Genomic DNA, 25,412 nt, shown 5'->3' on the forward strand with positions numbered 1-25,412 from the left:
AGGCCCGATCAGTCGCTGCGGGACGCAGCACGCCAGCCCCGTGGCGTCGCGGGCCGCGGCGTTTTTCGGCATCTGATATGGTTTTTTCCGGCGAACCTGAATCTGTTTCGGGTGCAGACGGATTCGTACAGTCGCGGCGCCTCTTCTGCCTGATGGGCCACGACAATGAGCGAAAGAATCCCCGCGAAGGTCATCGAGATCGACGCACCGCAACGTTTCACCCCGCCGTCCAAGCCGCTCTCCGCGGTCACCCCGACGGTCTACACCAAGCGCTTCGCCGGGCGCTTCCGCGACCTGCGGCGCCTGGGCGGCGGCCTGCTGTTCCTGCTGTTCTTCGGCACCCTGTGGCTGAACTGGAACGGCCGCCAGGCGGTGCTCTGGGACCTGCCCGAGCGCAAGTTCTACATCTTCGGCGCGACCTTCTGGCCGCAGGACTTCATCCTGCTCTCGGCGATCCTGATCATCGCCGCCTTCGGCCTGTTCTTCATCACGGTGTTCGCCGGACGCGTGTGGTGCGGCTACACCTGCCCGCAGAGCGTGTGGACCTGGATCTTCATGTGGGCCGAACAGGTCACCGAGGGCGACCGCAACCAGCGCATGAAGCGCGACGCCGGCCCGGCCAGCATCGAGAAGGTCCTGCGCAAGGGTGCCAAGCATGGCCTCTGGCTGCTGATCAGCCTGGTCACGGCGATCACCTTCATCGGCTACTTCACCCCGGTACGGCCGCTGGTGGCGGACCTGTTCACCTGGCAGCTGGACCTGGAAAGCAGCTTCTGGGTCGCCTTCTTCGCCGCCGCCACCTACGCCAACGCCGGCTGGCTGCGCGAGCAGGTGTGCATCCACATGTGCCCGTACTCGCGCTTCCAGAGCGTGATGTTCGACAAGGACACCCTGATCATTTCCTACGACGCGGCGCGCGGTGAATCCCGCGGTGCGCGCAAGAAGGACGCCGATCCCAAGGCCCTCGGCCTGGGCGACTGCATCGACTGCTTCCAGTGCGTGCAGGTCTGCCCCACCGGCATCGACATCCGCGACGGCCTGCAGATCGCCTGCATCGGCTGCGCCGCCTGCGTCGACGCTTGCGATTCGGTGATGGACAAGATGGGCTATGACCGCGGCCTGGTGCGCTACACCTCCGAGCGCGCGCTCGAAGGCGGCAAGACCCACCTGCTGCGCCCGCGCCTGGTCGGCTACGCCGCGGTGCTGCTGGTGATGATCGGCGCCTTCGTCTGGGCGCTGGAAGCACGGCCGCTGATCAACCTCGACGTGGCCCGCGACCGCGGCCTGTTCCGCGAGAATGCCGCCGGCGAGATCGAGAACATCTACAACCTCAAGCTGATCAACAAGACCCAACAGCCGCAGCACTACCAGCTGAGCCTCGCCGACGGCGCCGGCTACCGCCTGCAGGGCGTGCCGGAGCTGATGCTGCAACCGGGCGAGATCCGCGACTTCGCCGTCTCGGTGGCCAGTGAAGCGCAGAGCAGCGCCGGTGGTTCGGTGCCGCTGCACTTCAGGGTCAGTGACGGCAACGAAGACGTCGACGCCGCCAGCACCTTCGTCTCGCCGAGACGCTGAGCATGGCCAGGGAGCTTGGCGTGACCTCGGCGCAGCGCCTAGAGTGGGCGGATTCTTCCGCCCCCCAGGCCGCCGTGCAGGACAAGATGAAGCGCTACGAGAAATTCGCCGACGAGATCGCCGGCCTGATCCGCAGCGGTGTGCTCGCTCCCGGGCAGAAGGTCCCCTCGGTGCGGCATGCCAGCCGTACCTATGGGGTCAGCGCGTCCACGGTGTTCCAGGCCTATTACCTGCTGGAGGATCGCGGGCTGATCGTCGCCCGCGCGCGCTCGGGCTACTTCGTCCGCGAACACGTGCAGCGCGCCCTGGCCGAGCCGGACATCGCCCGCCACGACGCGCAGACCACCGAGGTGGACGTCAGCGAGCTGGTGTTCTCGGTGCTCAGCTCGATCAAGGACCCGGACACCGTGCCCTTCGGCTCGGCCTTCCCGGCGCCGGAGCTGTTCCCCCTGCCGCGCCTGGCGCGCTCCATGGCCCATGCCGTGCGCGACATGGACCCGCGTTCGGTGGTCGCCGACCTCGCTCCGGGCAGCCACGCGCTGCGCCGGCAGATCGCCCTGCGCTACATGGTCGGCGGCATGCCGCTGCCGGTGGAGGAGCTGGTGGTCACCAATGGCGCGCTGGAAGCGCTGAACCTGTGCCTGCAGGTGGTTACCCAGCCGGGCGACCTGGTCGCCATCGAGGCGCCGGCCTTCTATGCCAGCCTGCAGGTGCTCGAACGCCTGAAACTCAAGGCGGTGGAAATTCCCGTGCACCCGCGCGAGGGCATCGACCTGGACGTGCTCACCGACAGCCTTGCGCGCCTGCCGATCAAGGCCTGCTGGTTCATGAGCAACTTCCAGAACCCCCTGGGAGCGAGCATGGCGGAGGACAAGAAGCGCGCCCTCGCTGCCCTGCTGGCCCGGCACCAGGTGCCGCTGATCGAGGACGACGTCTACGCCGAACTGTACTTCGCCGCCCAGGCGCCCAAGCCGGTGAAGGCCTTCGACAGCGAGGGCCTGGTGATGCATTGCAGCTCCTTCTCCAAGAGCCTCGCACCGGGCTATCGGGTCGGCTGGGTCGCCGGCGGGCGCTATGCCGAGCCGATCGAGCGGCTCAAGCTGATGACCAGCCTGTCGGCCTCGGTGCCGGCCCAGGCGGCCATCGCCGACTACCTGCAGCACGGCGGCTACGACAGGCACCTGCGCAAACTGCGCCACGCGCTGGAAAGCCAGCAGCACGCGATGCTCGCCGCGGTGGCCCGGCACTTCCCCGCCGCCACCCGCGTCACCCGGCCCAGCGGCGGCTACTTCCTGTGGCTGGAGCTGCCCGAGCACATCGACGCGCTCAAGCTGTTCCAGCTCGCCCACGCCCAGGGCATCAGCCTCGCGCCGGGGCCGATCTTTTCCGCCACGCGACGCTTCGGCCACTGCCTGCGGCTGAATTACGGCCACCCCTGGACAACCGCCAGCGAACAGGCGATGGAAACCCTCGGGCGGATCATCCATTCGCTCTAGCGCGATGTGCGGACACTGATCCGCACATTCAGCAACGCTCTGTACCTATGCGGCGCTTTGTCGCAGGCCTACCCTATGAGCCAGGAAACCCGGACGAGGGAGGCTGCCATGGATGCCGAAGGCCTGATGATTCTGCTCACCGTGTGCGCCGCACTTGGCGTACACCTGTGGGTGCGCTGGTACTTGCGCCGCGGCCTGGCGCCGCGCACGGAGCAATGGCTGGCGTGACGGGCCCGCCCGCGACGGAGGTCACCGGCGGGCCGCCTGCTCACCAGAGGCTCAGGGTGTAATCCAGGTTGACCCGCGTCTCGTCGAAATCGCGGGAGAAGTCGTTGCGATAGGACGCCTGCCGCACGCGCATTCCCAGCCCCTTGAAGGTGCCCGACTGGATCACGTAGGCCAGCTCGACGCCTGCCTCGCGCTCCTTGCCTGACCCATTGGTGATGGGCAGGTCGATATCCGAGCCCCTGATGTAGCGCCCCATGGCCCGCAGCCCGGGAATGCCCAGGCCGGCGAAATCGTAGTCGTAGCGCACCTGCCAGGTCCGCTCATGGGGGTTGACGAACTCGGAGGTCAGCGCGCCCTCGGTGTTGACGTTGACGTCGGTGCCGGCGAGGTAGGGAAGCGCCGTGTCACCGCTGAGGTGCATGTAGGCGACACCGAGCGAATGGGCGCCCCACAGGTAGGTGAACATGGCGTTGGCGGTGCGGTTGTCCACCCGTCCGGCGCGGGCGCTGCCCTGCTCGCTGCTGTCGAAGAAGCGCAGGTCGCTCTTGAGCTTGCCCGGCCCCAACGGCTGGTAGTGCAGCAGTGCCAGGTAGTGCTGGCGGTAGAGGTCGTTCAGCTGCGCGTAGTAGTAGGTGCCCGTCAGGTTTTCGCTGAAGGCGTAATCCGCGCCGACGAAGTTGAACGAGTTGGATTCGGCGCTGGCCTTGAAGCGCCCGTTGGGACTGCTGATGCGCATGGGCTCGTAGTCGGTGGAGTCGCGCAGCTTGATGCGGTCCATATGCCCGGCATGCAGGGTCAGGCCCTCGACCTCCTGCGAGCGCAGGTAGGTGCCGCGGAACAGCGGCGGGAACAGCCGCGAGGGAACCCCCAGAATCACCGGCAACATCGGTTGCAGGGTGCCCGACTGCAACTCGGTGGCCGAGAAACGCGCCTTGGCGGCCAGGCCGAACTTGCTGTACTCGTCGGCCGGCTCCTTGGTCTGCGGGTCCCTCGGCAGCAGGCCGGAGCCGCTGCGGCCAGGGCCGGAATCGAGCTTGTAGCCGGCCATCCCCGTGGCATCCAGGCCGAAGCCGACCGGGCCGTCGGTGAAGCCGGACTTCATGCGCAGGATGAAACCCTGCGCCCATTCCTGCGCCTGGGACTGGCCCGGCCCGTCGTGGAAGTCGCGGTCGAAGTAGAAGTTGCGCATCTGCAGGTTGGCCGAGCTGTCCTCGACAAACGCCGCGCTGGCGCCGGTGCTGAGACCGGCGGCCAACAGCGCCATGGTGACGCGGTGAGTGATTGCTCCCATTGATCAGTTCTCCGATCATTATTTTTATGTGGTTGAGTCGCCAAAGGCATGCGGCGGCTACCGCGTGGGGACTCGTCACGCGGAGCGCAGAAACCATTCGGGTTGGCTGGATGGGTTCAGGCACCAGCGCCGGGGTCGGCGCTGGTGCCCATGGAAAGGCCCCGGTTCGATCAGACCTGGTGGCGGCGATGGAACAGCCAGTAGACCGCGAGGCCGGCGGCGACCAGCCCCGGTGCCGAGGCCAGCATCACGCCGGCGGCGCCAGTGCCCAGCGCCAGCATCTTGCCGGCTACCAGCGGGCCGCTCATGGCACCCAGGCGGCCGACCGCCACCGCGGAGCCCACGCCGGTGGCGCGCACTTCGGTGCGGTAGAACAGCGGCGCCAGCGCATACAGCACGCCCTGGCCGCCGGTGGCGAACAGGCCGGCGGCGAAGCCCGCCAGGAGCATGCTGGCGAATGCCTCGGCCAAGCCCAGACCGGCCAGCGCGCAGAGCAGCCCCAGGTAGATCAGCGCGGAGATCGCCAGCGGGCGCAGGCGATTCATCAGCACGCCGAGCATCAGCGTGCCCACCAAGGCGCCGATCTGCAGGGCGAACATCACCCAACCGGTCTGCGTGTGGCTGAAGCCCTGGCCCACCAGCAGGCTCGGCAGCCAGCTGATGAGCATGTAGACGACCATCAGCGTGAAGAAATAGGCCAGCCACAGCAGCAAGGTCGGCGCCGCGTTGCCGTCCTTGAACAATCCTTGCGTCACCGCGACCGCCGGCGCCTGCTGCGCCGGGCTTCTGCGTTCGCGGCGGCGGGCCAGGAACACGGCCGACTCCGGCAGCCAGATCGCCAGCAGCGGCAGGACCAGCAATGGCAGCAAGCCGCCGACGTAGTAGACCAGCGTCCAGTCGGCAGAAACCCCGGCGATGCTGACCAGTGCGGCCATTGCCGCGCCCAGCGGCACGCCGCAATACATCATGCTCACGGCGATGCCGCGCAGGCGCTCGCCGGCCGCTTCGGAGCACAGCGCAATCAGGTTCGGCAGCGCGGCGCCCAGGCCCGCGCCGGTCAGCAGGCGTGCGCCCAGCAGGCTGGGCAGGTCCCAGGCGTGGGCGGTGGCGATGGAGAAGATGCCGAACAACGCGACCGAGCCGATCAGCACCCATTTGCGGCCGATGCGGTCAGCCAGCCAGCCGCCGCACAGGGCGCCGGGCAGCAGCCCGAGAATGCCGGCGCTGAGCACCCAGCCCATCTGCAGCTTGTCCATGGCGAAGGCCTGGGCCATGCCGGGCGCGGCGATGCCGGGTGCCTGGAAGTCGATGCCTTCGAGCACGGCGACGATGAAGCACAGGGAAATGGTCAGCCAGGCGCTATGGCCGGCGCTATCTCGCTCGGGGACGAGCGCGGACGGGGAGGCAGTTTTCATCGGTCATTCCTTATTCTTGTAATGATCAACCGGCCGGCTTCCTTGAGGAGCCGGCCGGGTGGTGCGGGCTGTCAGCGCTTGAGCAGGTCCAGGGCGACGTCGACGATCATGTCCTCCTGGCCGCCGACCATGCGGCGCTTGCCCAGTTCGACGAGGATGTCCACGGCCTTGATGCCGTACTTCGCCGAGGCCACCTCGGCGTGGCGCAGGAAGCTGGAGTAGACCCCGGCGTAGCCCAGGGCGAGGGTCTCGCGGTCGACCCGCACCGGGCGGTCCTGCAACGGGCGCACCAGGTCATCGGCGGCGTCCATCAGCGCGTAGAGGTCGGTGCCGTGGTTCCAGCCGAGCTTGTCCGCGGCGGCGATGAACACCTCCAGCGGCGCGTTGCCGGCGCCGGCGCCCATGCCGGCGAGGCTGGCGTCGATGCGGTCGCAGCCCTCCTCCACCGCGGCGATGGAGTTGGCCACGCCAAGGCTCAGGTTGTGGTGCGCGTGGATGCCGGTTTCGGTTTCGGCCTTGAGCACCGACTTCACCGCCCGGAAACGCGCGCGGATGTCGTCCATGTTCATCGCCCCGCCCGAATCCACCACGTAGATGCAGGTGGCGCCGTAGCTTTCCATCAGCTTGGCCTGGCCAGCGAGGCCCTCGGGCGTCTGCATGTGGCTCATCATCAGGAAGCCGACGGTGTCCATGCCCAGCTCGCGGGCGTACTCGATGTGCTGCCGGGACACATCCGCCTCGGTGCAATGGGTCGCCACGCGGACCACCCGCGCGCCGGCGTTGTAGGCGGCCTTCAGGTCATGGATGGTGCCGATGCCCGGCAACAGCAGCGTGGCGATCTTCGCGTGCTTGACCACATCGGCGGCCGCTTCGATCCACTCGAGATCCGTGTGGGCGCCGAAGCCGTAGTTGAAGGACGAACCTTGCAGGCCGTCGCCATGGGCTACTTCGATGGAGTCGACTTTCGCCAGGTCCAGCGCGGCGGCGATGGCGCGCACGTCCTCCAGCGAGTACTGGTGGCGGATGGCGTGCATGCCGTCACGCAGGGTGACGTCGGAGATATAGAGTTTCTTGCTCATGCCGAGGCTCCCATCGCCTGCGCCATGCGCTCGGCAGTGGTCAGCGCGGCGGAGGTCATGATGTCGAGGTTGCCGGCATAGGCCGGCAGGTAGTGGGCGGCGCCTTCGACTTCGAGGAACACCGAGGTCTTCAGGCCGGAGAAACGACCGTGGCCGGGGATGTTCAGGTCGCGGACGTCGTCGAACTGCACCTTCTGCTTGAGGCGATAGCCCGGCACGTAGGCCTGTACCGCGGCGGCCATTTCCTCGATGGAGGCTTCCACCTTGGCGCGGTCCACCGACTCGCTCAGCACGTACACGGTGTCACGCATGATCAGCGGCGGCTCGGCCGGGTTGAGGACGATGATCGCCTTGCCCTTGGCTGTGCCGCCGATCACTTCGATGGCTTTGCTGGTGGTCTCGGTGAATTCGTCGATGTTGGCGCGGGTACCGGGGCCGGCGGACTTGCTGGCAATGGAGGCGACGATCTCGGCGTAGTGCACCTTGGCGACGCGTGACACCGCGGCGACCATCGGGATGGTCGCCTGGCCGCCGCAGGTCACCATGTTCACGTTCAGCGCGCCCAGGTGCTGCTCCAGGTTGACCACCGGCACGCAGTACGGGCCGATGGCCGCCGGGGTCAGGTCGATCATGCGCAGGCCGGGCTTGTGGCGACGCAGCAGGGCGTCGTTCTTCACGTGGGCGGAGGCGGAGGTCGCGTCGAAGACGAAATCGATCTCCGCGAAGACCGGCAGGCGGGTCAGGCCCTCCACGCCTTCATGGGTGGTCGCCACGCCCAGGCGCGCGGCACGCGCCAGGCCGTCGGAGGCCGGGTCGATGCCGACCATCGCGGCCATTTCCAGGTGCTGCGCATGGCGCAGGATCTTGATCATCAGGTCGGTGCCGATGTTGCCGGAACCCACGATGGCGACTTTGCGTCGGGTACTCATGCTCAGCTCACTCACGTCGGGAGAAGGGCGGCGTCGGGCGCCGCGCGGTAGAAGTAGGTGGACACGCTGCCGATGCCTTCGATGGTGGCGCTGAAGCGATCACCGGCCTTGGCCGGGACCATCGGGCCGAGGGCGCCGGTCAGCACCAGGTCGCCGGCCCGCAGCGGGGTGCCCAGCGCGGCCATCTTGCGCGCCAGCCACACCGCCGCATTGAGCGGGTGGCCCAGGCATTCGCGACCGCGCCCGGCGGACACTTCCTCGCCGTCCAGGGTCATGCGCATGGCGCAGTCGAGCAGGTCCAGGCCGTCCAGCCGGCGCGCCGGCCCGCCCAGCACGTAGGCACCGCAGGAAGCGTTGTCGGCGACGGTATCGACGAAGCGGATGTTCCAGTCGCGGATGCGGCTGCCGACGATTTCCAGCGCCGGCAGCACCCAGTCCACCGCCGCGCAGAGTTCGTCGAAGGTGGTGTCGGCATGGGGCAGATCACGGCCCAGGACCAGGGCGATTTCCGCCTCGACCTTGGGCTGCATCACCTGCTCGATGGCGATGCCCTGCTGGTCGCCGTAGCACATGTCGGCGAACAGCGTGCCGAAGTCCGGCTGGTCCACGCCCAGCTGGGCCTGAACCTTGGGGTTGGTCAGGCCGATCTTGCGGCCGACCACGCGGCGCCCGGCGGCTTGCCAGTGCTCGACGTTGAGCTGCTGGATGGCGTAGGCGGCCTCGCCGTTGCCCAGGGCCAGCGTGTCGCGCAGCGGCTCGATGGCCTCGCCGTGCTGCTGCGCCTGGCGCAACGCGGCGGCCAGGCGTTGGAGCGTGTCGTGGGACAGACTCATGGAGTACCTCGGGAGTCAGTGGCGAAGAAAATCCAGCACCAGGCGGTTGAAGGCGGCGGCGTGCTCCCACTGCGCCCAGTGACCGCAGTTGTTGAACACGTGCAGCGTGGAGTTCGGGATGCCGGCCAGCAGGCGCAGCCCGGCATCCATCGGCACGAAACGGTCGTTGCGGCCCCAGACGATCAGGGTCTGCGCGCGGATTTCGCCCAGGCGCGGGCCGAAGTCGGGGAACTGCTTCGGGTTGGCGGCCAGGCTGGCGACGAAGTTCTCCAGGTGGTCGCGGCGCGCGAGCATGTTGTCCAGGCGGGTCTGGAACAGTTCCTCGGTCAGCTCGCTGGGGTCGAAGACGAAGACGTTCATCATCTTCTTCAGGTTGTCGATGGTCGGCTCGCGGTACAGGCCGTTGAGCAGCTTGATGCCCTCGGTGGGCATCGGCACGAACGGGCTGGCACCGCCGGTGCCGCCCCCCATCAACACCAGCTTGCCGACCCGCTCGGGGTAGGTCAGGGCGAAGGCCACGGCGCTATGCCCGCCCATGGAGTTGCCGATCAGGTGCACGCGGTCCAGCTCCAGGGCATCAACCAGGCCCTTGAGCGCGGTGGCGTTGAGGTCCGAACGCGAGCCCTTGCAGACGATGGGATCGCTTTTGCTCCAGCCGGGGCAGTCCAGCAGGATCACCCGGTAACCGGCCTCGAGCAGCGGCTCCAGGTTGCGGTTGAAGTTGGCCCAGCCACTGGCGCCGGGACCGGAGCCGTGCAGCATGACCACGGTCTGTGCGCCCTGGCCCAGGTCGTTGTAGTGCAGTTGCAGGTCCAGCTCGCCCTCGCGGATGCGGACGAAACGGCTGCTGGCGGATTCGCTCAGTACTTGGCTCATGGCATCACTCCTGGGCGGCGACACGGCGGAACGCGCCGTTCATGTAGAGCAGCGGCTCACCCGCCGCGGGCGCCTCGCTGGCCAGCACTTCGCAGAGGAAGGCGTTGTGCGTGCTTTCGTCGTAGACCTTCACCACCCGGCAATCGAAGTTCGCCAGGGCGCCGTCGAGTACCGGCGAGCCGGTCACCCGCTCACTCCATTGCCCGTGCGCGAAACGGGCGGGGCCGAAGACGCCCTCGACCATCCCGGCGAAGACCCGCGCCATGTGTTCCTGATCCTCGGCGAGCACGTTGATGCACAACGCGCCGCTTTCCAGGATCGCCTCGCTGGCGGCGACCTTCTTGTTCACCAGTACCACCATGCGCGGCGGTTCCACGGTGACCGAGCAGACCGCCGTGGCGGTCAGGCCCACCGGGCCCTGGGCGGTGCGCGCGGTGATGATCGACACGCCGGAGGCGAAGTGGCGCATGCCGGCGCGCTGCACATCCGCACCGACCATCGGCAGCGTGCTCAGCTCGGCGTTCCAGTCCCAGTCCAGGCGTTGGTTGATGGCTGTATTCATCACGTTCACCTCGCCGTCACACGCGCACGCCGAACGGGTTGCCCGCCGGCAGCGGATTGCCCAGCAGTTGCCCGCCCAGCAGATCGCCGATGTTGTCCTGGTTCTGGGTGATGTGGTTGGCACCCACGAGGATGTCGCGCAGCTGGCGCTGCATCGGGTTGTTCAGCCAGACACCGCGGGTGGAGGTCTTCTTGAAGATCATGTGCGCGCCATCGAAGCACTCGCCGCCGGTGAACTGGTTGGTGGCGAAGTGGCGTACTCGGACCGGCAGCGGCACCAGCTGACCTTGCGAGGTGTAGCTCCAGGCCTCCTCGGTGTTGTGCAGGATGCGCGTGGCGGCGCCGAGGATCTTGGCGTGGGCCTCGCCCAGGCGAGCCTTGATGAACGGATCGTTGACCGCGGCGCCCACCGCCTGGTTGAGGTTCTGCCGCGGCACCATGTGCTCGATGTAGAGGTCGGCCATGCCGCGGGCCATGCCCACGATCACCGACGACACCGCGGCGTAGAACACGTAGAAGAACGGCATCTTGTAGAGGTTCTCGACCTGCCCGTGGGTTTGCTCGCCGTAGGCGGCGATGACGTGGCAGCGGTAGCTGGGCACGAAGGCTTCGCGTACCACCAGCTTCTTGCTGCCGGTGCCGGCCAGGCCGACCACGTGCCAGTCGTCGACGATCTCGAAGTCCTCGGCCTGCACCCAGAACGAGCGGAACACCATCTCGCCGTTCTCCATCACCCGGCCGCCGAGGAAGGCGCCGCCGGCGGCATGGTCGCAGCCACTGGAAGTCAGCCATTCGCCCTTGAGCACATAGCCGCCCTCCACCGCCGTGACGGTGCCGAACGGCGCGTAGGAGGACGACACCAGGCGGGTGTCGTCCTGGCCCCACAGCTCATCGCCGCAGCGCGGGTCGAGCAGCCCCAGCTCGAAGGGATGCACGCCCAGCACCATGACGTTCCAGGCGCTGGACGGGCAGCCGCGGGCCAGTTCCATCAGCACCTTGTTCAGCACGTTGGGGCTCATCTGGTAGCCGCCCCAGCGGCGCGGCTGGAGGATGCGGAAGAAACCGGCATCGTGGAACGCCTGGATGGTGTCGCGCGGCACCATGCGCGCTTTTTCCACGGCATCGGCTTTCTCGCGCAGCCAGGGGATCATCGCTTCGGCGCGGGCGACCAGTTCGGCTTCGGTAGGCATCGGGGTAGGCATGAGGGTCATTCAAATTCTCCTTCGGTGACGCAATGTCGTCAGGGCAACTGGCTCAGCACAGGTCGGCGCTGAGCACGCCATAGCCGGTGATCCATGGGTTGATTGGCCGGTAGTAGTCGCAGCGCGCGCGGTAGGAGCCGATGGCCGCGAGGGCGGAGCAGGCCGCCACCCAGGTGCGCACTTCGTGGGTCGAGCGGCCGGCGATGCGCGAGATGTCGTCGATGTTGAAGTCGTCCACCTCGGCCAGGCGGCCCTCGATCAGCAGTTGCATGAAGGCGCGGTCCCATTCGGCGTTCAGCGGCGTCAGGGCGCTCTGCTCGGTGCCGTAGATCTGCCCGGCGGCCAAGGTGCGCGCCTGGCGCGCGGCCCGCGCCTCCGGCGTGGGGTTGCGCCCGCAGATGAGGAATTCGCTGATCGCCGGTTCCGCGCCCGCCAGCAGCGGTACGGGCGGCTCGTGGGACAGACCGCCGGTGCCGAGGATCAGCACGCGCTTGTTCAGCCCGGCGACGAAGCGGCCGACGGCCTCGCCGAGCTTGCGGATGCGGCGATACGGACAGAACGGCGGGGCCACCGAGTTGATGATGATCGGGATGACCGGGTAGCGGGTCAGGCTGCCGGTGGTTTCTTCCAGCGTCTGGGTGCAGCCGTGGTCGACCTGCAGGCGGTGCGACAGCGCAATGTCGATGTCCTGGTCGAGGACGTAGCGGGTCAGTTGCAGCGCCAGGTCCGAGGGGATCGACAGCGGCCCGGGCAGGGTCTTGTAGTCGGCCACCGACTCCGCCGCCGTGGCGATCACGAAGGGCGGCATCAGGTCGTAGAACAGGCCGTTGTAGTGATCGGGGGCGAAGATGACGATCAGCTCGGGATCGAACGCCTCGACCTCGGCGCGGGCCAGGGCGAGTACCGCGGCCACTTCCGCGTCGATCTCGGGGCCGGGGCTGTTCAGCCCGCGCAGCGGGGTGTGCGACAGGCACTTCAGGTGTATAGCCATGAGAATTCCCTTGCTTCGGAGATATCCGGCCCGCACCTGGGGAGCAGTTCCGGATCGGGCGCTGCCGACGGCTGTGCGTGGCGGCCTGACTCCTGATGGTTGTTGTTCGAATCTGCCGGGGACCGATTCTAGGGTTGGCTTTTCGAAGGCCTCAAAAACTATCTGCACCTGCGTGCACTGCATGCACTTGATTGATTTATAAGGATTTTTACTCTTCAAGCGCCGCGACAAAAAAGCACGTAAGCGGCTCTATGGCGAGACTTCTGAAGGATTTTTCCGGTAACCCGGAAGGGAAGACGGGGGTGGACGGATGGGCCTGTGGCGAGGGGAAAAAGCGTGCTTGAATGCCCCCAAGAACAATACGGACAAGCCAGCCCATGCTGCCCAACCGACGAGATACCGAATACAAGAACGTCCGCGGCCTTGCCCGCGGCATGCAGGTGCTCAACACCCTCAATCGCCTCGATGGCGGCGCCACGCCGACACAACTGGCCGAGCTCACCGGCCTGCACCGGACCACCGTGCGACGCCTGCTGGAGACCCTCCAGGACGAGGGCTACGTGCGCCGCAGCGAGTCCGACGACAGCTTCCGCCTGTGCCTGAAGGTGCGCGAACTCAGCGAAGGTTTCCGCAACGAACAGTGGATTTCCGAACTGGCCGCGCCGCTGCTGGCCGACCTGCTGCACGAGGTGGTCTGGCCGACCGACCTGTGCACGCTGGACGTCGACGCCATGGTGGTGCGCGAAACCACCCACCGCTTCAGCCGCCTGTCCTTCCACCGCTCGATGGTCGGGCGCCGCCTGCCCATGCTGCTGACCGCCACGGGGCTGGCCTACCTCGCCTTCTGCCCCGAGACCGAGCGGCGCTGCATCCTCGAACTGCTGGCCAGCCGGCGCGACGAGGAGAACACCCTGGCGCGCGAGCCGCTGGCGCTCGACAACCTGCTGCGCAAGACACGCAACCGTGGCTACGGCGAGAACTACATGAACTGGAACAAGGAGGAGCGCATCGCCTCGATCGCCGTCCCGGTCCATGGCCAGGGGCGCGTGCTGGGCTGCATCAACCTGGTCTACGTGGCCAAGGCGATGACCATCGAGCAGGCGGCGGCGCGCTACCTGCCGGCCCTGCGCCGCACCGCCGGGCAGATCGAGCAGGCCATCAGCCTGCCGGGCAACCAGCTCGCGCGGGAATTCGGCCCGGGCGGCGACACGCTGTTGCCGGTCACCGGTGCCGAGCCGGGCAGGCCCTGCGAACCCGGCGTGCCGCGCTGAGCGCAACGGGCCAACGCGGCGCGGGATGACGGGCAAGCGCTGATTCCTGCACAGCGGGCTGGGCGCTGTGGGCGGCAGTTGCTATACAGACAGCGATCACCGCCCACCATGGAAGGCCCGATGAACCTCTGGCAGCGCGACCTCAGCCACTCCCCCTACGCCGATGCGGTACGCGCCGAGCAGTTCGACGTGCTGCGGCGCAACTCGCCGTTTTCCATCATCGCCGCCTACCTGGTGGCCGGGCTGACCACCTGGGTGCTCAGCGACGCCCAGCCGCTGACAGCGCTGCTCGCCTGGTTCGCCGCGCAGACCCTGCTGGGCGCCCTGCGCCTGTGGCTGCTGCGCCGCTACGACCAGTTGCAGGACGGCGACGCCGTGGCAAGGCGGCGCTGGCTGATCCAGGTGATGCTCACCACCGGCCTGTCCGGGCTGCTCTGGGGCTTGCCCGCCGCCTACTGGGTCACGGTGCTCCCAGCGTCATTGCAGATGTACGTGGTGGTGGTCCTGCTCGGCCTGGGCACCGGCGTGATGAACGCCTACAGCATCGTCCTGCCGCTGTTCTACCTGTTCATCGCGCCAGCGTTCACCCTGCCCTTCGCCAGCCTGCTGGTGCTGTTGCCCGACGCGCTGAGCAAGACCCTCGGTGCGGCGGCGCTGGTCTACGCCGTCACCATCTGCGCCTTCGCCTACCGCTTCCACGCCACGCTGGTGGACTCGTTGCTGCTGCGCTTCGAGAACATCGAGCTGCTGCAGAAACTGAGCATCGAGAAGGAAGCCGCCGAACGCAGCGACCAGGCCAAGACACGCTTCCTCGCCTCCGCCAGCCATGACCTGCGCCAGCCCACCTACGCCCTGGGCCTGTACCTGGGCGCGCTGCAGAAGCGGCCGCTGGACGACGCCAGCCGCAATCTCGTCGAGCACATATCCCGCGCGCTGGCGGCGCAGGGTTCGCTGTTCGACGCGCTGCTGAACATCTCGCGGCTGGATGCCGGCATCGTCCAGCCCAACCTCCAGGCCTTCTCCCTGGCCGAGCTGCTGGAGCGCATCGCCGAGGACTGCAACGTGCAGGCGGCCGACAAGGGCCTGCGGCTGCGCGTGCGCGCCGGCGCGCCCTTCGTGACCTCCGACCCGGCGCTGCTGGAGCGCATCCTGCGCAACCTGGTGGAAAACGCCCTTCGCTACACCGAGCGCGGCGGCGTGCTGATCGGCTGGCGGCGCCGCGGCCGACGGGTGCGGGTGGAAGTCTGGGACAGCGGCCCGGGAATTCCCGCCGCCGAGCGGCAGAAGGTGTTCTGGGAATTCCACCAGCTGAACAACCCCGAACGCGACCGCAGCAAGGGCCTCGGCCTCGGGCTGGCCATCGTCCAGCGCACCGCCAGGCTGCTCGACCACCCCCTGGCGTTGCACTCGCGCGAGGGCCGCGGCAGCGTCTTCATGCTCAGCCTGCCCCGCGCCACCGCCCAGCAACCGCGCGCGCCCGAGCCCGCCATGCCGCGCACCGCGGTGGGCAGCGACAAGCTGATCTACGTGATCGAGGACGACGCGGAAAACCGCGAGGGCCTGCGCCTGCTGTTCCAGAGCTGGGACTACCGCCACCGCATCGTCGCCGACGTCGCCGACCTGCTCGAGGACCCGGCCGCGGCGCGGGAGAAACCCGACCTGATCATCAGCGACTACCGCCTGCGCGACCACCAGACCGGGCTCGACGCGATCGAGCGCCTGCACCGCCACTACGACGACGACTGGATCGCCGCCATGCTGGTCACCGGCGACACCGACCCGCGCCTGCTCGCCCAGGCCGCCGCCCACGGCTGGCCGCTGCTGCACAAGCCGCTGGCGGCCGAGCAGTTGAAGGCGCTGATCGATGAACAGTTGAGCGAGCTGGAGCCGGAGGAGCGCTGAAACTCCAGATACTCAGTGCTCGAAAACCCCTCACCCTGGCCCTCTCCCACGGGGAGAGGGGACCGTTCCGTGCAGGAGGGCACCGGGGTATCAGCCGGTACGCATTGCCCCCTCTCCCTCCGGGAGAGGGCTGGGGTGAGGGGCAGCAGCACGGGTTTCACGGGATGAAAACAGGGCCAGACTACCGCCGATACAGATGCGCATGCCCCGCGCTGTACAGCGACGAATCGGCAAAGCCCTCCGCGCCCAGCACCCTGCCCACCAGGATCAGCGCCGTGCGCTTGAAACCCTTGGCCTCGGCCCTGGGCAGGATGTCGCCGAGGGTGCCGGTGACCTGGTCCTGGTCCGGCCAGCTGGCGCGGTGGATCACCGCGACGGGGCAATCGGCGCCGTAGTGCGGCAGCAGCTCAGCGACGATGTTCGACAACTGTCCCACGCCCAGGTGGATGGCCAGGGTCGCGCGGTGCTGCGCCAGCTCGGCCAGCGACTCGCCATCGGGCATGCGCGTGCGGCTGGCGTAGCGCGTGAGGATCAGTGTCTGGGAAATATCCGGCAGGGTCAGCTCGCACCCCAGGATCGCCGCGCAGGCCGAGGTGGCGGTGACGCCGGGGATGATCTCGTAGGCGATGCCGCGGGCCCGCAGGTGGCGGATCTGCTCGCCGATGGCGCCATACAGCGAAGGGTCGCCGGAATGCACCCGCGCCACGTCCTTGCCCTCGGCGTCAGCCTGCGCCAGCAGCGCGACGATCTCGTCCAGGTTCAGCTCGGCGGTGTTCACCACGCGCTCGGCGCGGTGCCCTTCCAGCACGGCCGGCGGCACCAGCGAACCGGCGTAGAGGATCACCGGGCAGCAGCGGATCAGCCGCTGGCCCTTCACCGTGATGAGTTCCGGGTCGCCCGGGCCGGCGCCGATGAAATAGACCGTCATGGCTGCTCCTGTGCGGATTCGACGGGAATGAAGGCCAGCGCGCAGGTGGCCTGCTCGCTGCGCCGCTTGCCCACCAGCAGGCGGGCGGGTGCGCCGGCCTGGGCCTCGGCCTGCAACAGCGCGGCGGCTTCGGCCACGCTGGCCGTGCCGGTGGCGGCGCGTACGCTGTCGGAAAGGTCGCCCAGGCGCGCTTCGCAGGTCGCCAGCTGTTGTGGCGTGAACAGCACCAGCGGCAGGTCGAGGGCCGCCGCCAGGGCGCTGAGCCCCGCTTCGTCGGCCTTCAGCGTGGCGCTGGCCAGGGCAGTGAGCATCGACTCGTCGAGCCCCGCCTCGGCCAGCGTGGCCTGCAGCAACGCGCGCAGTTCATCGAGCGGGCAGCCGCGGCGGCAACCGAGGCCGGCAACCAGCGTCATGGTCGCTCTCCTTGAAGATGACGATAAAAACCCCGCAGCGGCCGGGCCGGCTGCGGGGTCGAGCATAGCCCCCGGATCAGGCCTGCGGCGTGAAGCGGCGGAACAGCCAGGCGGCGACCAGCCCCAGCGCCACCCAGAACACCGCGTTGGTGACCAGCGAGGCGAGGATGAACTCGTGGGCCAGGCTTTCCGGCGCGAGGCTGGAGTGCACTTCCGGTTGCGGCGCGCCGATCACGTGCGGCACCACCAGCAAGACCAGGCCAACGCTGCGCAGCGCCCAGTGGCGGCCGAACACCAGCAGGGCGAGGCCGGCGGCGGTGGCAGCGGCAGTGCCGATCCACCAGGTCTGCCGCAGGCTCAGGTCGGCGGCGGCGGTGCCGGGCACTTCCGGCGGCAGGCCCAGGGACGGCGCCAGGGTGAACACCGCAAAGCCGGCCAGGCCCCAGAACAGGCCTTCGGACGTCTTGCCCGGCTCGCGCAAGGTAAACAGGCCGGCCAGCATCAGCGCAAAGCCCACCGCGACCACCAGGTTGCCGCCGGTGGTGGAGAGGATGCGCTGCCAGCCGTCTTCCGGCTCCCAGGCTTGCGAATCATGGTGATGTTCGGCGGCAGCACCTTCAGCGTGCTCGTGGCTGTGCTCGGCCATTGCCACCGGTTCGGACTTTTCGTAGGTCTCCGCCTTGAGGATCAGCGGGGACACCCACAGCAGCTGGACCACGGTCAGCACCAGCGCCGCGATCAGACCGGCGAAACCGGCGGTCTGGGCGATACGTTTGATCATGCGCTCTTTCCTTCTTTCTTCTGCGAGCCATCGAATCGAGCGAGCTAGAGCCAGGCAAGGCGGAGGATCGCCGGCGACGCGCAGTGGACTGCTGTCCATGAGCAGTCCACGGCGATCTTCCAGCGCAGCCCGGCTGACGCGCAGCCGATTGAACTCAGAACCGCGTCAGTGGCAGGGGAAGCCCGCACTATGACGGGTATCGTGGGCGGCGTTGTGCACCGCTTCCAGATGCGAGAAGCCGGCGAAATACACCAGCAGCGCACCGAGCAGGCTGGCGCCGATGGCCAGGCTGATGCGCTTGGAAAGGGGGATGGAAGTGCTCGACGCCTGTTGCGCCAGGATGCTGCTGGACATGAACGTTCCCTCTGAAACTTGAGTAGAGAACGCAGAGGTTGAACGCATTCGAACGCGCCGGATCGGTCGCGCCACGGCCTGCGCCCGCCCACCGCGGGTTTGCCAAAAACGAAGGATTCCAGGCCGGTCTCCGGGCTTGCGATGACAGCCGGCTGGCTGGGCGGGTCAGCCTTCCCATGCGCGAGCACAGTGGCTACCGATGACCCTTCATTCGCTTACCGTTGCGGGGGCAGCGCCGGACTGGTCCTTGTGGACGCACCGGCTTCCCGTTTCACCTCGCGCGCGTCGGCGCGAGACACCTGGAACCGCGCTAGCTGACCACGACCGCCCGGCAGCGTCAACCGCGGCCGAACCGATCCCCGGCGATTGACCGCCCCGCTCACGCTGCGTAGCCTTCCTCCCTTCGAGGTTCTCCGGCGCTGGCCGGAGCTAAGAGGGAACGTGGAAATCTTCGGATGCGCCACGGCTGCCCCCGCAACTGTGAACAGCCTGTCTCTTCACGCGCCACTGCCGATTCGGGCGGGAAGGCGAAGAGACGATCCAGGGCTGTGAGCCAGGAGACCTGCCTCGTGACTGGTTTTCGATCTGCTGCGCGTCGGCCATGCTGCGTTGGAGGATCGTCGTGGACTGCTCATTGACTACAGTCAACTCCGCGTCCCCGACGACCCTCCGCCTTGCCTGGCTCTAGCTCGCGAGCTCCGGAACCGGTTCGTTATCAACAGACAACCGGGCGGGGTGATCCGGTGGCGACCTTCGTTGCGCGGCGAACCCGCGCGCGCGCCCTTCATCCGCCTTCCAACTCCCGCTTGCGAGGCGCGCATGAAAACCCTGGCCAAACTCCCCGTCACCATCGTCACCGGCTTCCTCGGCGCCGGCAAAACCACGCTGCTCCGCCACATGCTGGACAACGCCGAAGGCCGCCGCATCGCGGTGATCGTCAACGAATTCGGCGAGCTGGGTATCGACGGCGACATCCTCAAGCAGTGTTCCATCGGCTGCAGCGAAGAAGAGGCGGTCGGCCGCGTCTTCGAGCTGGCCAACGGCTGCCTGTGCTGCACCGTGCAGGAAGAATTCTTCCCGGTGATGCGCGAGCTGGTGGCACGTCGTGGCGACCTCGACCAGATCCTCATCGAGACCTCGGGCCTGGCCCTGCCCAAGCCGCTGGTGCAGGCCTTCCAGTGGCCGGAAATCCGCAACGCCTGCACCGTCGACGCGGTGATCACCGTGGTCGACAGCCCGGCCGTGGCCGCCGGCACCTTCGCCGCCCACCCCGAGCAGGTGGACCAGCAGCGCCAGCAGGACCCGAACCTGGACCACGAATCGCCGCTGCACGAACTCTTCGAAGACCAGCTGGCGAGTGCCGACCTGGTGGTACTGAACAAGGCCGACCTGCTGGATGCCGAGGCGCTGGCCCGCGTGCGCGCCGAAGTCGCCGAGGAGCTGCCGCCGGCGGTGAAGATCGTCGAAGCCAACTCCGGCCAGCTGCCGCTCTCCGTACTGCTGGGCCTGAACGCCGAGGCCGAGCTGCACATCGACAGCCGACCGACGCATCATGACCACGAAGGCCATGAAGACCACGACCACGACGAGTTCGACTCCTTCCACGTCGACCTGCCGGAAGTGGAAGAGCGCGCCCTGCTCGATGCGCTGAACGCGCTGGTCGAGCGCCACGCCATCCTGCGCATCAAGGGCTTCGTCGCCATTCCCGGCAAGCCCATGCGCCTGTTGGTACAGGGCGTCGGCAAGCGCTTCGACAAGCACTTCGACCGCGCCTGGCGCAGTTATGAGCACCGCGGCACGCGCCTGGTGGTGATCGGCCAGGAGCTGGACCAGGCCGTCATCGCCAACGAGCTGCGTACCGCCCTGACTTGATGACGTCGTAGGGTGGCGTGGAGCGCAGCGATACCCACCGCCAATGATGGGTATCGCTGCGCTCCACCCATCCTACGACCGTGCAATCCCCTGTAGGAGCGAGCTTGCTCGCGAACCGCAGCCCCGCTGCGGAGGTTTGTTCGCGAGCAAGCTCGCTCCTACGAAAAACCGAAAACCGAGCAAGCCTCATGCACCTGCTGCGCACCCAACCCGGCGGCTTCGTCCCCGACGACGGCATCGCCCACCTGGCCCAGACGCCCGCCGAGCTGGTGATCCTCTGCAGCGGCGACTCGCACCTGGCGCTGCTCGCCGAGGCCGCACGCGAGCTGCCGGAGGACTACCCGAGCCTGCGCCTGGCCAACCCCATGCAGTTGCAGAACCACGCCTCGGTGGACCTCTACGTCGACGAGGTGCTGCAGCACGCGAAGGTCATCCTCATCTCGGTGCACGGTGGCGTCGGCTACTGGCGCTACGGCATGGAGCAACTGGCGGCGCTGGCCGAGCGCGGCGCCACGCTGATCGCGGTGCCCGGCGACGACAAGCCCGACCCGGAACTCAGCGCGCTGTGCAGCGTCGCGCCGCAGGATGCCGAGCGCCTCTGGCAGTACCTGCGCCAGGGCGGCATGGACAACGCACGGCAGTTCTTCGCCTGCCTGGCCGACCGACACCTGCAACGCGACTATGCGTGGAGCGAACCCCGGACGCTGCCGCGCGTGGCGGTCTATCACCCGCACGTCGGCAGCTGCGACCTCGCCCGCTGGCAGGCGGACTGGAACCCCGCCTACCCGGTCGCCGCGCTGCTGTTCTATCGCACCCATCTGCAGGCAGCGAACACCGGCTTCATCGATACCTTCTGCGAACGCCTGCAGGCCCAGGGTATCAACCCGCTGCCCCTCGCCGTGGCCAGCCTCAAGGAAGCCGCCTGCCTGGACGCGGTGGAAACCCTGCTCGACAGCGCGGACGCCGAGCTGATCATCAACACCACCGGCTTCGCCCAGTCGAACCCGGAGGCGCCGCAGGACCGGCCGTTCAGGCGCGACGTGCCGGTGCTGCAAGCCATCTGCTCGCTGGACAACCACGACCTCTGGCGCGCCAACCCACAAGGCCTCGGCCCGCGCGACCTGGCCATGCACATCGCGCTGCCGGAGCTGGACGGTCGCCTCATCACCCGGCCGATCAGTTTCAAGGGCCTGGCCTGGCGCAGCGAACGCAGCCAGAGCGATGTGGTCTGCTACCTGCCGCACCTGCCGGGCATGGACTTCACCGCCGAGCTGGCGCGGCGCTGGATGCTGCTCTCGCGCAAGGCCAACGCCGACAAGCGCGTCGCGCTCATCCTGGCCAACTACCCGACCCGCGACGGGCGCATCGGCAACGGCGTCGGCCTTGACACGCCGGCCGCCGCGCTGAACATCCTGCGCGCGCTGGAGGCGCAGGGCTACCCGGTCGCCGGCCTGCCCGATTCCGGCACCGCGCTGATCCAGCAATTGCTCGGCGGCGTCAGCAACGACCTCGACAGCCTCGACCTGCGCCCCTGCGCGCAGAGCCTGGCGCTGGACGACTACCTCGCCTGCTTCGCGCGCCTGCCCGAGGCGAACCAGCAGGCCGTGCGCGAACGCTGGGGCGAGCCGCAGCAGGACCCGATGTTCCGCAGCGGGCGGATGATGGTCGCGGGCCTGCGTTTCGGCCTCGGCTTCGTCGGCATCCAGCCGGCGCGCGGCTACCAGCTCGACGCGGCGGCGATCTACCACGACCCATCGCTGGTGCCGCCCCACGGCTACCTCGCCTTCTACTTCTGGCTGCGCGAGGTGTTCGGCGCCGACGCGGTGGTCCACGTCGGCAAGCACGGCAACCTCGAATGGCTGCCGGGCAAGGGCGTCGGGCTCTCCGAGGAATGCTGGCCGGACGCGATCCTCGGCCCGCTGCCGAACCTCTACCCGTTCATCGTCAACGACCCCGGCGAAGGCGCGCAGGCCAAGCGCCGCGCCCAGGCAGTGATCATCGACCACCTGATGCCGCCGCTGACCCGCGCGGAAAACTACGGCCCGCTGCGCGACCTCGAACGCCTGGCCGACGAGTACTACGACGCCTCCCTGCTCGACCCGCGCCGCGCCAGCGAACTACGCGGCGACATCCTCCGGCTGGTACGCGACACCGCACTGGACCGCGAGCTGGGCCTGCAACTGAGCGACGATCCGGAAAGCTGGCTGCCGCAGCTGGACGCCTACCTGTGCGACCTCAAGGAATCGCAGATTCGCGACGGCCTGCATGTGTTCGGCGAATCGCCGGCGGGCGAGTTGCGCCGCGATACCCTGCTGTCGCTGGTACGCATTCCACGCGGCGACGGGCGCGGCGGCAATGCCAGCCTGCTGCGCGCGCTGAGCGAAGACCTGCAGTTGGGCCGCGACCCGCTGGATGAAGCCTTCGCCGAGGCCTGGGAGGGCCCGCGCCCGGACGTGCTGCTCGCCGTCAGCGACGAGCCGTGGCGCAGCAACGGCGACACCCGCGAACGCCTGGAACTGTTCGCCCTGCGCCTGATCGACGGCCATGCCAGCGCCCCCGGTAACGCCAGCGCGGCGGTCCTCGCCCACCTGCAGCAGCAGATCGCGCCGACCCTGGATGCCTGCGGCGCCAGCGAAATCGGTCACCTGCTCGCCGGCCTCGACGGCCGCTTCGTCCCGCCCGGCCCCAGCGGCGCACCCAGTCGCGGGCGGCTCGACGTACTGCCCACCGGTCGCAATTTCTTCACCGTGGACGTGCGCAACCTGCCCACACCCACCGCCTTCCGCCTCGGCTTCCAGTCCGCCAGCCGGCTGCTCGAACGCCACCTGCAGGACCACGGCGACCACCTGCGCCAGCTCGGCCTGTCGGTATGGGGCACCGCGACCATGCGCACCGGCGGCGATGACATTGCGCAAGCGCTGGCGCTGCTCGGCGTGCGTCCGGTGTGGCAGGCCGGCAGCCAGCGTGTGGAAGACTTCGAGATCCTGCCGGTCAGCCTGCTCGACCGCCCACGGGTGGACGTGACGCTGCGCGTCTCGGGCTTCTTCCGCGATGCCTTCGCCAACCTGATCCGCCTGTTCGATGCCGCCGTGCAGGCGGTCGCCGCGCTGGATGAGCCGGACGACCTGAATCCGCTGGCCGCTCGGGTGCGCGCCGATCAGGCACGTCTGCAAACTGAGGGACTGGAGCGTGATGAGGCCCGCCGCCAGGCCGGCTGGCGCATCTTCGGCGCCCAGCCCGGCGCCTACGGTGCTGGCGTGCAGGGCGTGATCGAATCGCGCCAGTGGGACAGCCGCGCCGACCTCGCCGAGGCCTACCTGAACTGGGGCGGCTACGCCTACGGCGCCAGCGACGACGGCACGCCGGCGCGCGAGCGCTTCGCCCAGCGCCTGTCCGGCCTGCAGGCGGTGCTGCACAACCAGGACAACCGCGAGCACGACATCCTCGATTCCAATGATTACTACCAGTTCCAGGGCGGCATGCTCGCCGCCGCCGAGGTCATCCAGGGCCAGCCGCTCGCCAGCTACCACGGCGACCACAGCCAGCCGGACAACCCGCGCATCCGCACCCTGAAGGAAGAACTCGGCCGCGTGGTGCGCGCCCGCGCGGTGAACCCCAAATGGATCGCCGGCATGAAGCGCCACGGCTACAAGGGGGCCTTCGAACTGGCCGCGACGGTGGACTACCTGTTCGCCTTCGACGCCACCAGCGAACTGGTGGACGACCACCAGTACCGCCTGCTGGCCGACGCCTACCTGCTGGACGACGACACCCGCGAGTTCATCCGCCAGCACAACCCCGAAGCCCTGCGCGACATCGCCGAACGCCTGGTGGAGGCGCAGCAGCGCGGGTTGTGGGAGGAGCCGGGGGAATACCGGGAGACGCTGGAAAACCTGCTGGTGGACAGCGAGGAGCAGTGAGGGAGTTCGCGCTTGCGTAGGAGCGGACTCCGTCCGCGATGGCATCCGGCGCGATGCAAACCTATCGCGGACAAAGTCCGCTCCTACACCAGGTCCGCACTCAGCGCTCCGGGTGGGGTTGTGTGTAGGAGCGAGCTTGCTCGCGAACCCGGCCAGCTTCGGTACTGCCGGGAAACTTGTTCGCGAGCAAGCTCGCTCCTACAGGAAAAGCATCAGCCCCGGCGCAGGCGCTCCGCCGCGTTGAGCAGCAGCGCCTCGGTGCCGCTCCAGCCCAGGCAGCCGTCGGTGATCGAGACACCGTAGCGCAGCTCGCCGGACAGCGGCTGGCAGCCGTCGAACAGATGGCTCTCCAGCATCACGCCGCGCAGCGAGGCGTCGCCGGCCAGGCGCTGGTCGAGCACGCTGGCCAGCACCGCCGGCTGGCGCAGCGGGTCCTTGCCGCTGTTGGCGTGGCTGCAGTCCACCATGATGCTCGGCTCGAGCCCCAGCTTCTCCAGCCCCTGGCGGATCTGCTGCACGCTGACCGCATCGAAGTTCGGCCCGGCGTGGCCGCCGCGCAGCACCAGATGGGTGTCCGGGTTGCCCTGGGTCTGCACCAGCGACGGGCGGCCCAATGCGTCGATGCCGAAGTGCTGGTGCGGGTGCGCCGCCGAGCGCATGGCGTCGGTGGCGATGCCGATGCTGCCGTCGGTGCCGTTCTTGAAGCCCACCGGCAGGTCGAGGCCGCTGACCATCTCGCGGTGCACCTGGGATTCACTGGTGCGCGCGCCGATGGCGGCCCAGCCCAGCAGGTCGTCGAAGTAGCCGGCCACCAGGGGTTGCAGCAGTTCGGTGGCGATCGGCAGGCCGCGTTCGAGCATGCCCAGCATCAGCCGGCGCGACAGCTCCAGGCCACCGGCCAGGTCGCCGCTGCCGTCGAGCTGCGGGTCGTAGACCAGGCCTTTCCAGCCGACGGTGGTGCGCGGCTTCTCGACGTAGGCGCGCATCACCAGCAGCAGTTGGTCGCTCACCTGCGGCGCCAGTTCGGCGAGGCGGTCGGCGTATTCGAGGGCGGAAACGGGGTCGTGCAGCGAGCAGGGGCCGATCACCACCAGCAGGCGCGGGTCGCGGCCATCGAGGACGGCGCGGATCGCCTCGCGGCCTTCGCGCACGCGATGGGCCGTGGCGGCGGACAGGGGCAGGTGCTGGCGCAGTTCGGCGGGGCTCGGCAGCGGTTGTTCGCGGCGGCGGGCGGAGGGCAGCGGCAGGTCGAGGACTTCGGCGGAGGCTGCGTGTTCGGGGCGGATCAGGGCGGAGGTGGAAGCATTCATCTGACTGGCATCCTTGGCCGGCGCGGTGGTTTTTCCGCGCTCGGCGCTCTATCTAAGTGTTCGTGGCAAGGCTCGTTGGGTGGCGCGCAGCGCGCTGCTAAATCGCCAGTCGGAGTTGCGGTAATAGCGGTAATAGGTGGTGTTCATGTGTCGATCCTCTGTCCGGGCGTTTTGGCCCGATTCAA

General features: G+C 68.3%; 20 protein-coding genes and 2 riboswitches. Of the genes, 6 read left to right on the forward strand and 14 right to left on the reverse strand.

Annotated features, from left to right (window positions below):
* The first annotated feature begins 165 nt into the window (after positions 1 to 165).
* Both ccoG and mapR read left to right on the forward strand, forming a co-directional pair.
* Entirely contained in the window at positions 166 to 1,575 is a 1,410-nt protein-coding gene (gene ccoG / locus ACNFIA_RS23955) for a cytochrome c oxidase accessory protein CcoG (RefSeq protein WP_416789295.1), read from the forward strand.
* Positions 1,576 to 1,661: 86 nt separating this feature from the next.
* A complete protein-coding gene (gene mapR, locus ACNFIA_RS23960) occupies positions 1,662 to 3,071 on the forward strand; it encodes a GntR family transcriptional regulator MpaR (RefSeq protein WP_416789397.1) in 1,410 nt (469 codons plus the stop codon).
* Positions 3,072 to 3,339: 268 nt separating this feature from the next.
* Here the strand turns inward: mapR and ACNFIA_RS23965 are convergent, their stop codons facing one another.
* The 9 genes from ACNFIA_RS23965 to ACNFIA_RS24005 all read right to left on the reverse strand — a co-directional run bounded on the left by ACNFIA_RS23965 (position 3,340) and on the right by ACNFIA_RS24005 (position 12,476).
* Positions 3,340 to 4,590, reverse strand: coding sequence for an OprD family porin (locus tag ACNFIA_RS23965; RefSeq protein ID WP_416789297.1), 1,251 nt, complete (start codon positions 4,588 to 4,590; stop codon positions 3,340 to 3,342).
* Positions 4,591 to 4,760: 170 nt separating this feature from the next.
* Positions 4,761 to 6,005: a 3-(3-hydroxy-phenyl)propionate transporter MhpT gene (gene mhpT, locus ACNFIA_RS23970; protein ID WP_416789300.1), complete on the reverse strand. Its 1,245-nt coding sequence runs from the start codon at positions 6,003 to 6,005 to the stop codon at positions 4,761 to 4,763.
* A gap of 71 nt (positions 6,006 to 6,076) precedes the next feature.
* Entirely contained in the window at positions 6,077 to 7,084 is a 1,008-nt protein-coding gene (mhpE, locus tag ACNFIA_RS23975; RefSeq protein WP_416789302.1) for a 4-hydroxy-2-oxovalerate aldolase, read from the reverse strand.
* The gene (locus ACNFIA_RS23980; protein ID WP_416789305.1) at positions 7,081 to 8,013 is read right to left on the reverse strand and encodes an acetaldehyde dehydrogenase (acetylating); all 933 of its coding nucleotides are present in this window, start codon (positions 8,011 to 8,013) and stop codon (positions 7,081 to 7,083) included. Before ACNFIA_RS23980 ends, mhpE begins: the two co-directional genes overlap by 4 nt.
* 11 nt (positions 8,014 to 8,024) lie before the next feature.
* Entirely contained in the window at positions 8,025 to 8,846 is an 822-nt protein-coding gene (mhpD, locus tag ACNFIA_RS23985; RefSeq protein WP_416789308.1) for a 2-keto-4-pentenoate hydratase, read from the reverse strand.
* A gap of 15 nt (positions 8,847 to 8,861) precedes the next feature.
* Entirely contained in the window at positions 8,862 to 9,722 is an 861-nt protein-coding gene (locus ACNFIA_RS23990; protein ID WP_259759057.1) for an alpha/beta fold hydrolase, read from the reverse strand.
* Positions 9,723 to 9,726: 4 nt separating this feature from the next.
* The gene (locus tag ACNFIA_RS23995) at positions 9,727 to 10,284 is read right to left on the reverse strand and encodes a flavin reductase family protein (protein WP_416789311.1); all 558 of its coding nucleotides are present in this window, start codon (positions 10,282 to 10,284) and stop codon (positions 9,727 to 9,729) included.
* Positions 10,285 to 10,300: 16 nt separating this feature from the next.
* Positions 10,301 to 11,494 (reverse strand): acyl-CoA dehydrogenase family protein, encoded by a 1,194-nt coding sequence (locus tag ACNFIA_RS24000; RefSeq protein ID WP_416789313.1) that lies wholly within the window; start codon positions 11,492 to 11,494, stop codon positions 10,301 to 10,303.
* Between the two features lie 43 nt (positions 11,495 to 11,537).
* Positions 11,538 to 12,476, reverse strand: a complete 939-nt coding sequence (locus ACNFIA_RS24005; RefSeq protein ID WP_416789316.1) for a 3-carboxyethylcatechol 2,3-dioxygenase — start codon at positions 12,474 to 12,476, stop codon at positions 11,538 to 11,540.
* Positions 12,477 to 12,856: 380 nt separating this feature from the next.
* On the opposite strand from ACNFIA_RS24005, the gene ACNFIA_RS24010 reads away from it, so the two are divergent.
* Positions 12,857 to 13,747, forward strand: coding sequence for a DNA-binding transcriptional regulator (locus ACNFIA_RS24010; protein WP_416789400.1), 891 nt, complete (start codon positions 12,857 to 12,859; stop codon positions 13,745 to 13,747).
* Positions 13,748 to 13,867: 120 nt separating this feature from the next.
* On the forward strand, positions 13,868 to 15,649 hold the full coding sequence (locus tag ACNFIA_RS24015; RefSeq protein WP_416789319.1) for a hybrid sensor histidine kinase/response regulator: 1,782 nt from the start codon (positions 13,868 to 13,870) through the stop codon (positions 15,647 to 15,649).
* A 181-nt stretch (positions 15,650 to 15,830) separates the two neighbouring features.
* On the opposite strand, the gene cobM is transcribed toward ACNFIA_RS24015, so the two are convergent.
* From cobM to ACNFIA_RS24035, 4 genes are all read right to left on the reverse strand, one after another.
* A complete protein-coding gene (gene cobM, locus ACNFIA_RS24020) occupies positions 15,831 to 16,577 on the reverse strand; it encodes a precorrin-4 C(11)-methyltransferase (RefSeq protein ID WP_416789322.1) in 747 nt (248 codons plus the stop codon).
* Positions 16,574 to 16,990 carry a cobalamin biosynthesis protein gene (locus ACNFIA_RS24025; RefSeq protein ID WP_416789326.1) on the reverse strand — a complete coding sequence of 139 codons (417 nt, stop codon included), beginning with the start codon at positions 16,988 to 16,990 and terminating at the stop codon, positions 16,574 to 16,576. The genes cobM and ACNFIA_RS24025 overlap by 4 nt, the downstream gene beginning before the upstream one ends.
* Before the next feature lie 76 nt (positions 16,991 to 17,066).
* Complete coding sequence (locus tag ACNFIA_RS24030; RefSeq protein ID WP_416789329.1) at positions 17,067 to 17,771, reverse strand: CbtA family protein; 705 nt, start codon at positions 17,769 to 17,771, stop codon at positions 17,067 to 17,069.
* Positions 17,772 to 17,936: 165 nt separating this feature from the next.
* Positions 17,937 to 18,125: a CbtB-domain containing protein gene (locus tag ACNFIA_RS24035; RefSeq protein WP_259759049.1), complete on the reverse strand. Its 189-nt coding sequence runs from the start codon at positions 18,123 to 18,125 to the stop codon at positions 17,937 to 17,939.
* A gap of 103 nt (positions 18,126 to 18,228) precedes the next feature.
* Positions 18,229 to 18,443: riboswitch (cobalamin riboswitch) on the reverse strand.
* A gap of 71 nt (positions 18,444 to 18,514) precedes the next feature.
* Positions 18,515 to 18,710, forward strand: a riboswitch (cobalamin riboswitch).
* Between the two features lie 234 nt (positions 18,711 to 18,944).
* Here ACNFIA_RS24035 and cobW point away from each other — a divergent pair.
* The gene (gene cobW / locus ACNFIA_RS24040; protein ID WP_416789331.1) at positions 18,945 to 19,997 is read left to right on the forward strand and encodes a cobalamin biosynthesis protein CobW; all 1,053 of its coding nucleotides are present in this window, start codon (positions 18,945 to 18,947) and stop codon (positions 19,995 to 19,997) included.
* A gap of 188 nt (positions 19,998 to 20,185) precedes the next feature.
* Positions 20,186 to 23,917 (forward strand): cobaltochelatase subunit CobN, encoded by a 3,732-nt coding sequence (cobN, locus tag ACNFIA_RS24045; RefSeq protein WP_416789333.1) that lies wholly within the window; start codon positions 20,186 to 20,188, stop codon positions 23,915 to 23,917.
* A gap of 212 nt (positions 23,918 to 24,129) precedes the next feature.
* Here the strand turns inward: cobN and ACNFIA_RS24050 are convergent, their stop codons facing one another.
* Complete coding sequence (locus tag ACNFIA_RS24050) at positions 24,130 to 25,227, reverse strand: 3-deoxy-7-phosphoheptulonate synthase (RefSeq protein ID WP_416789336.1); 1,098 nt, start codon at positions 25,225 to 25,227, stop codon at positions 24,130 to 24,132.
* Positions 25,228 to 25,412: the final 185 nt, after the last annotated feature.

The sequence above is a fragment of the Pseudomonas sp. NY15437 genome (assembly GCF_048068435.1).
Taxonomy (GTDB): domain Bacteria; phylum Pseudomonadota; class Gammaproteobacteria; order Pseudomonadales; family Pseudomonadaceae; genus Pseudomonas; species Pseudomonas nitroreducens_B.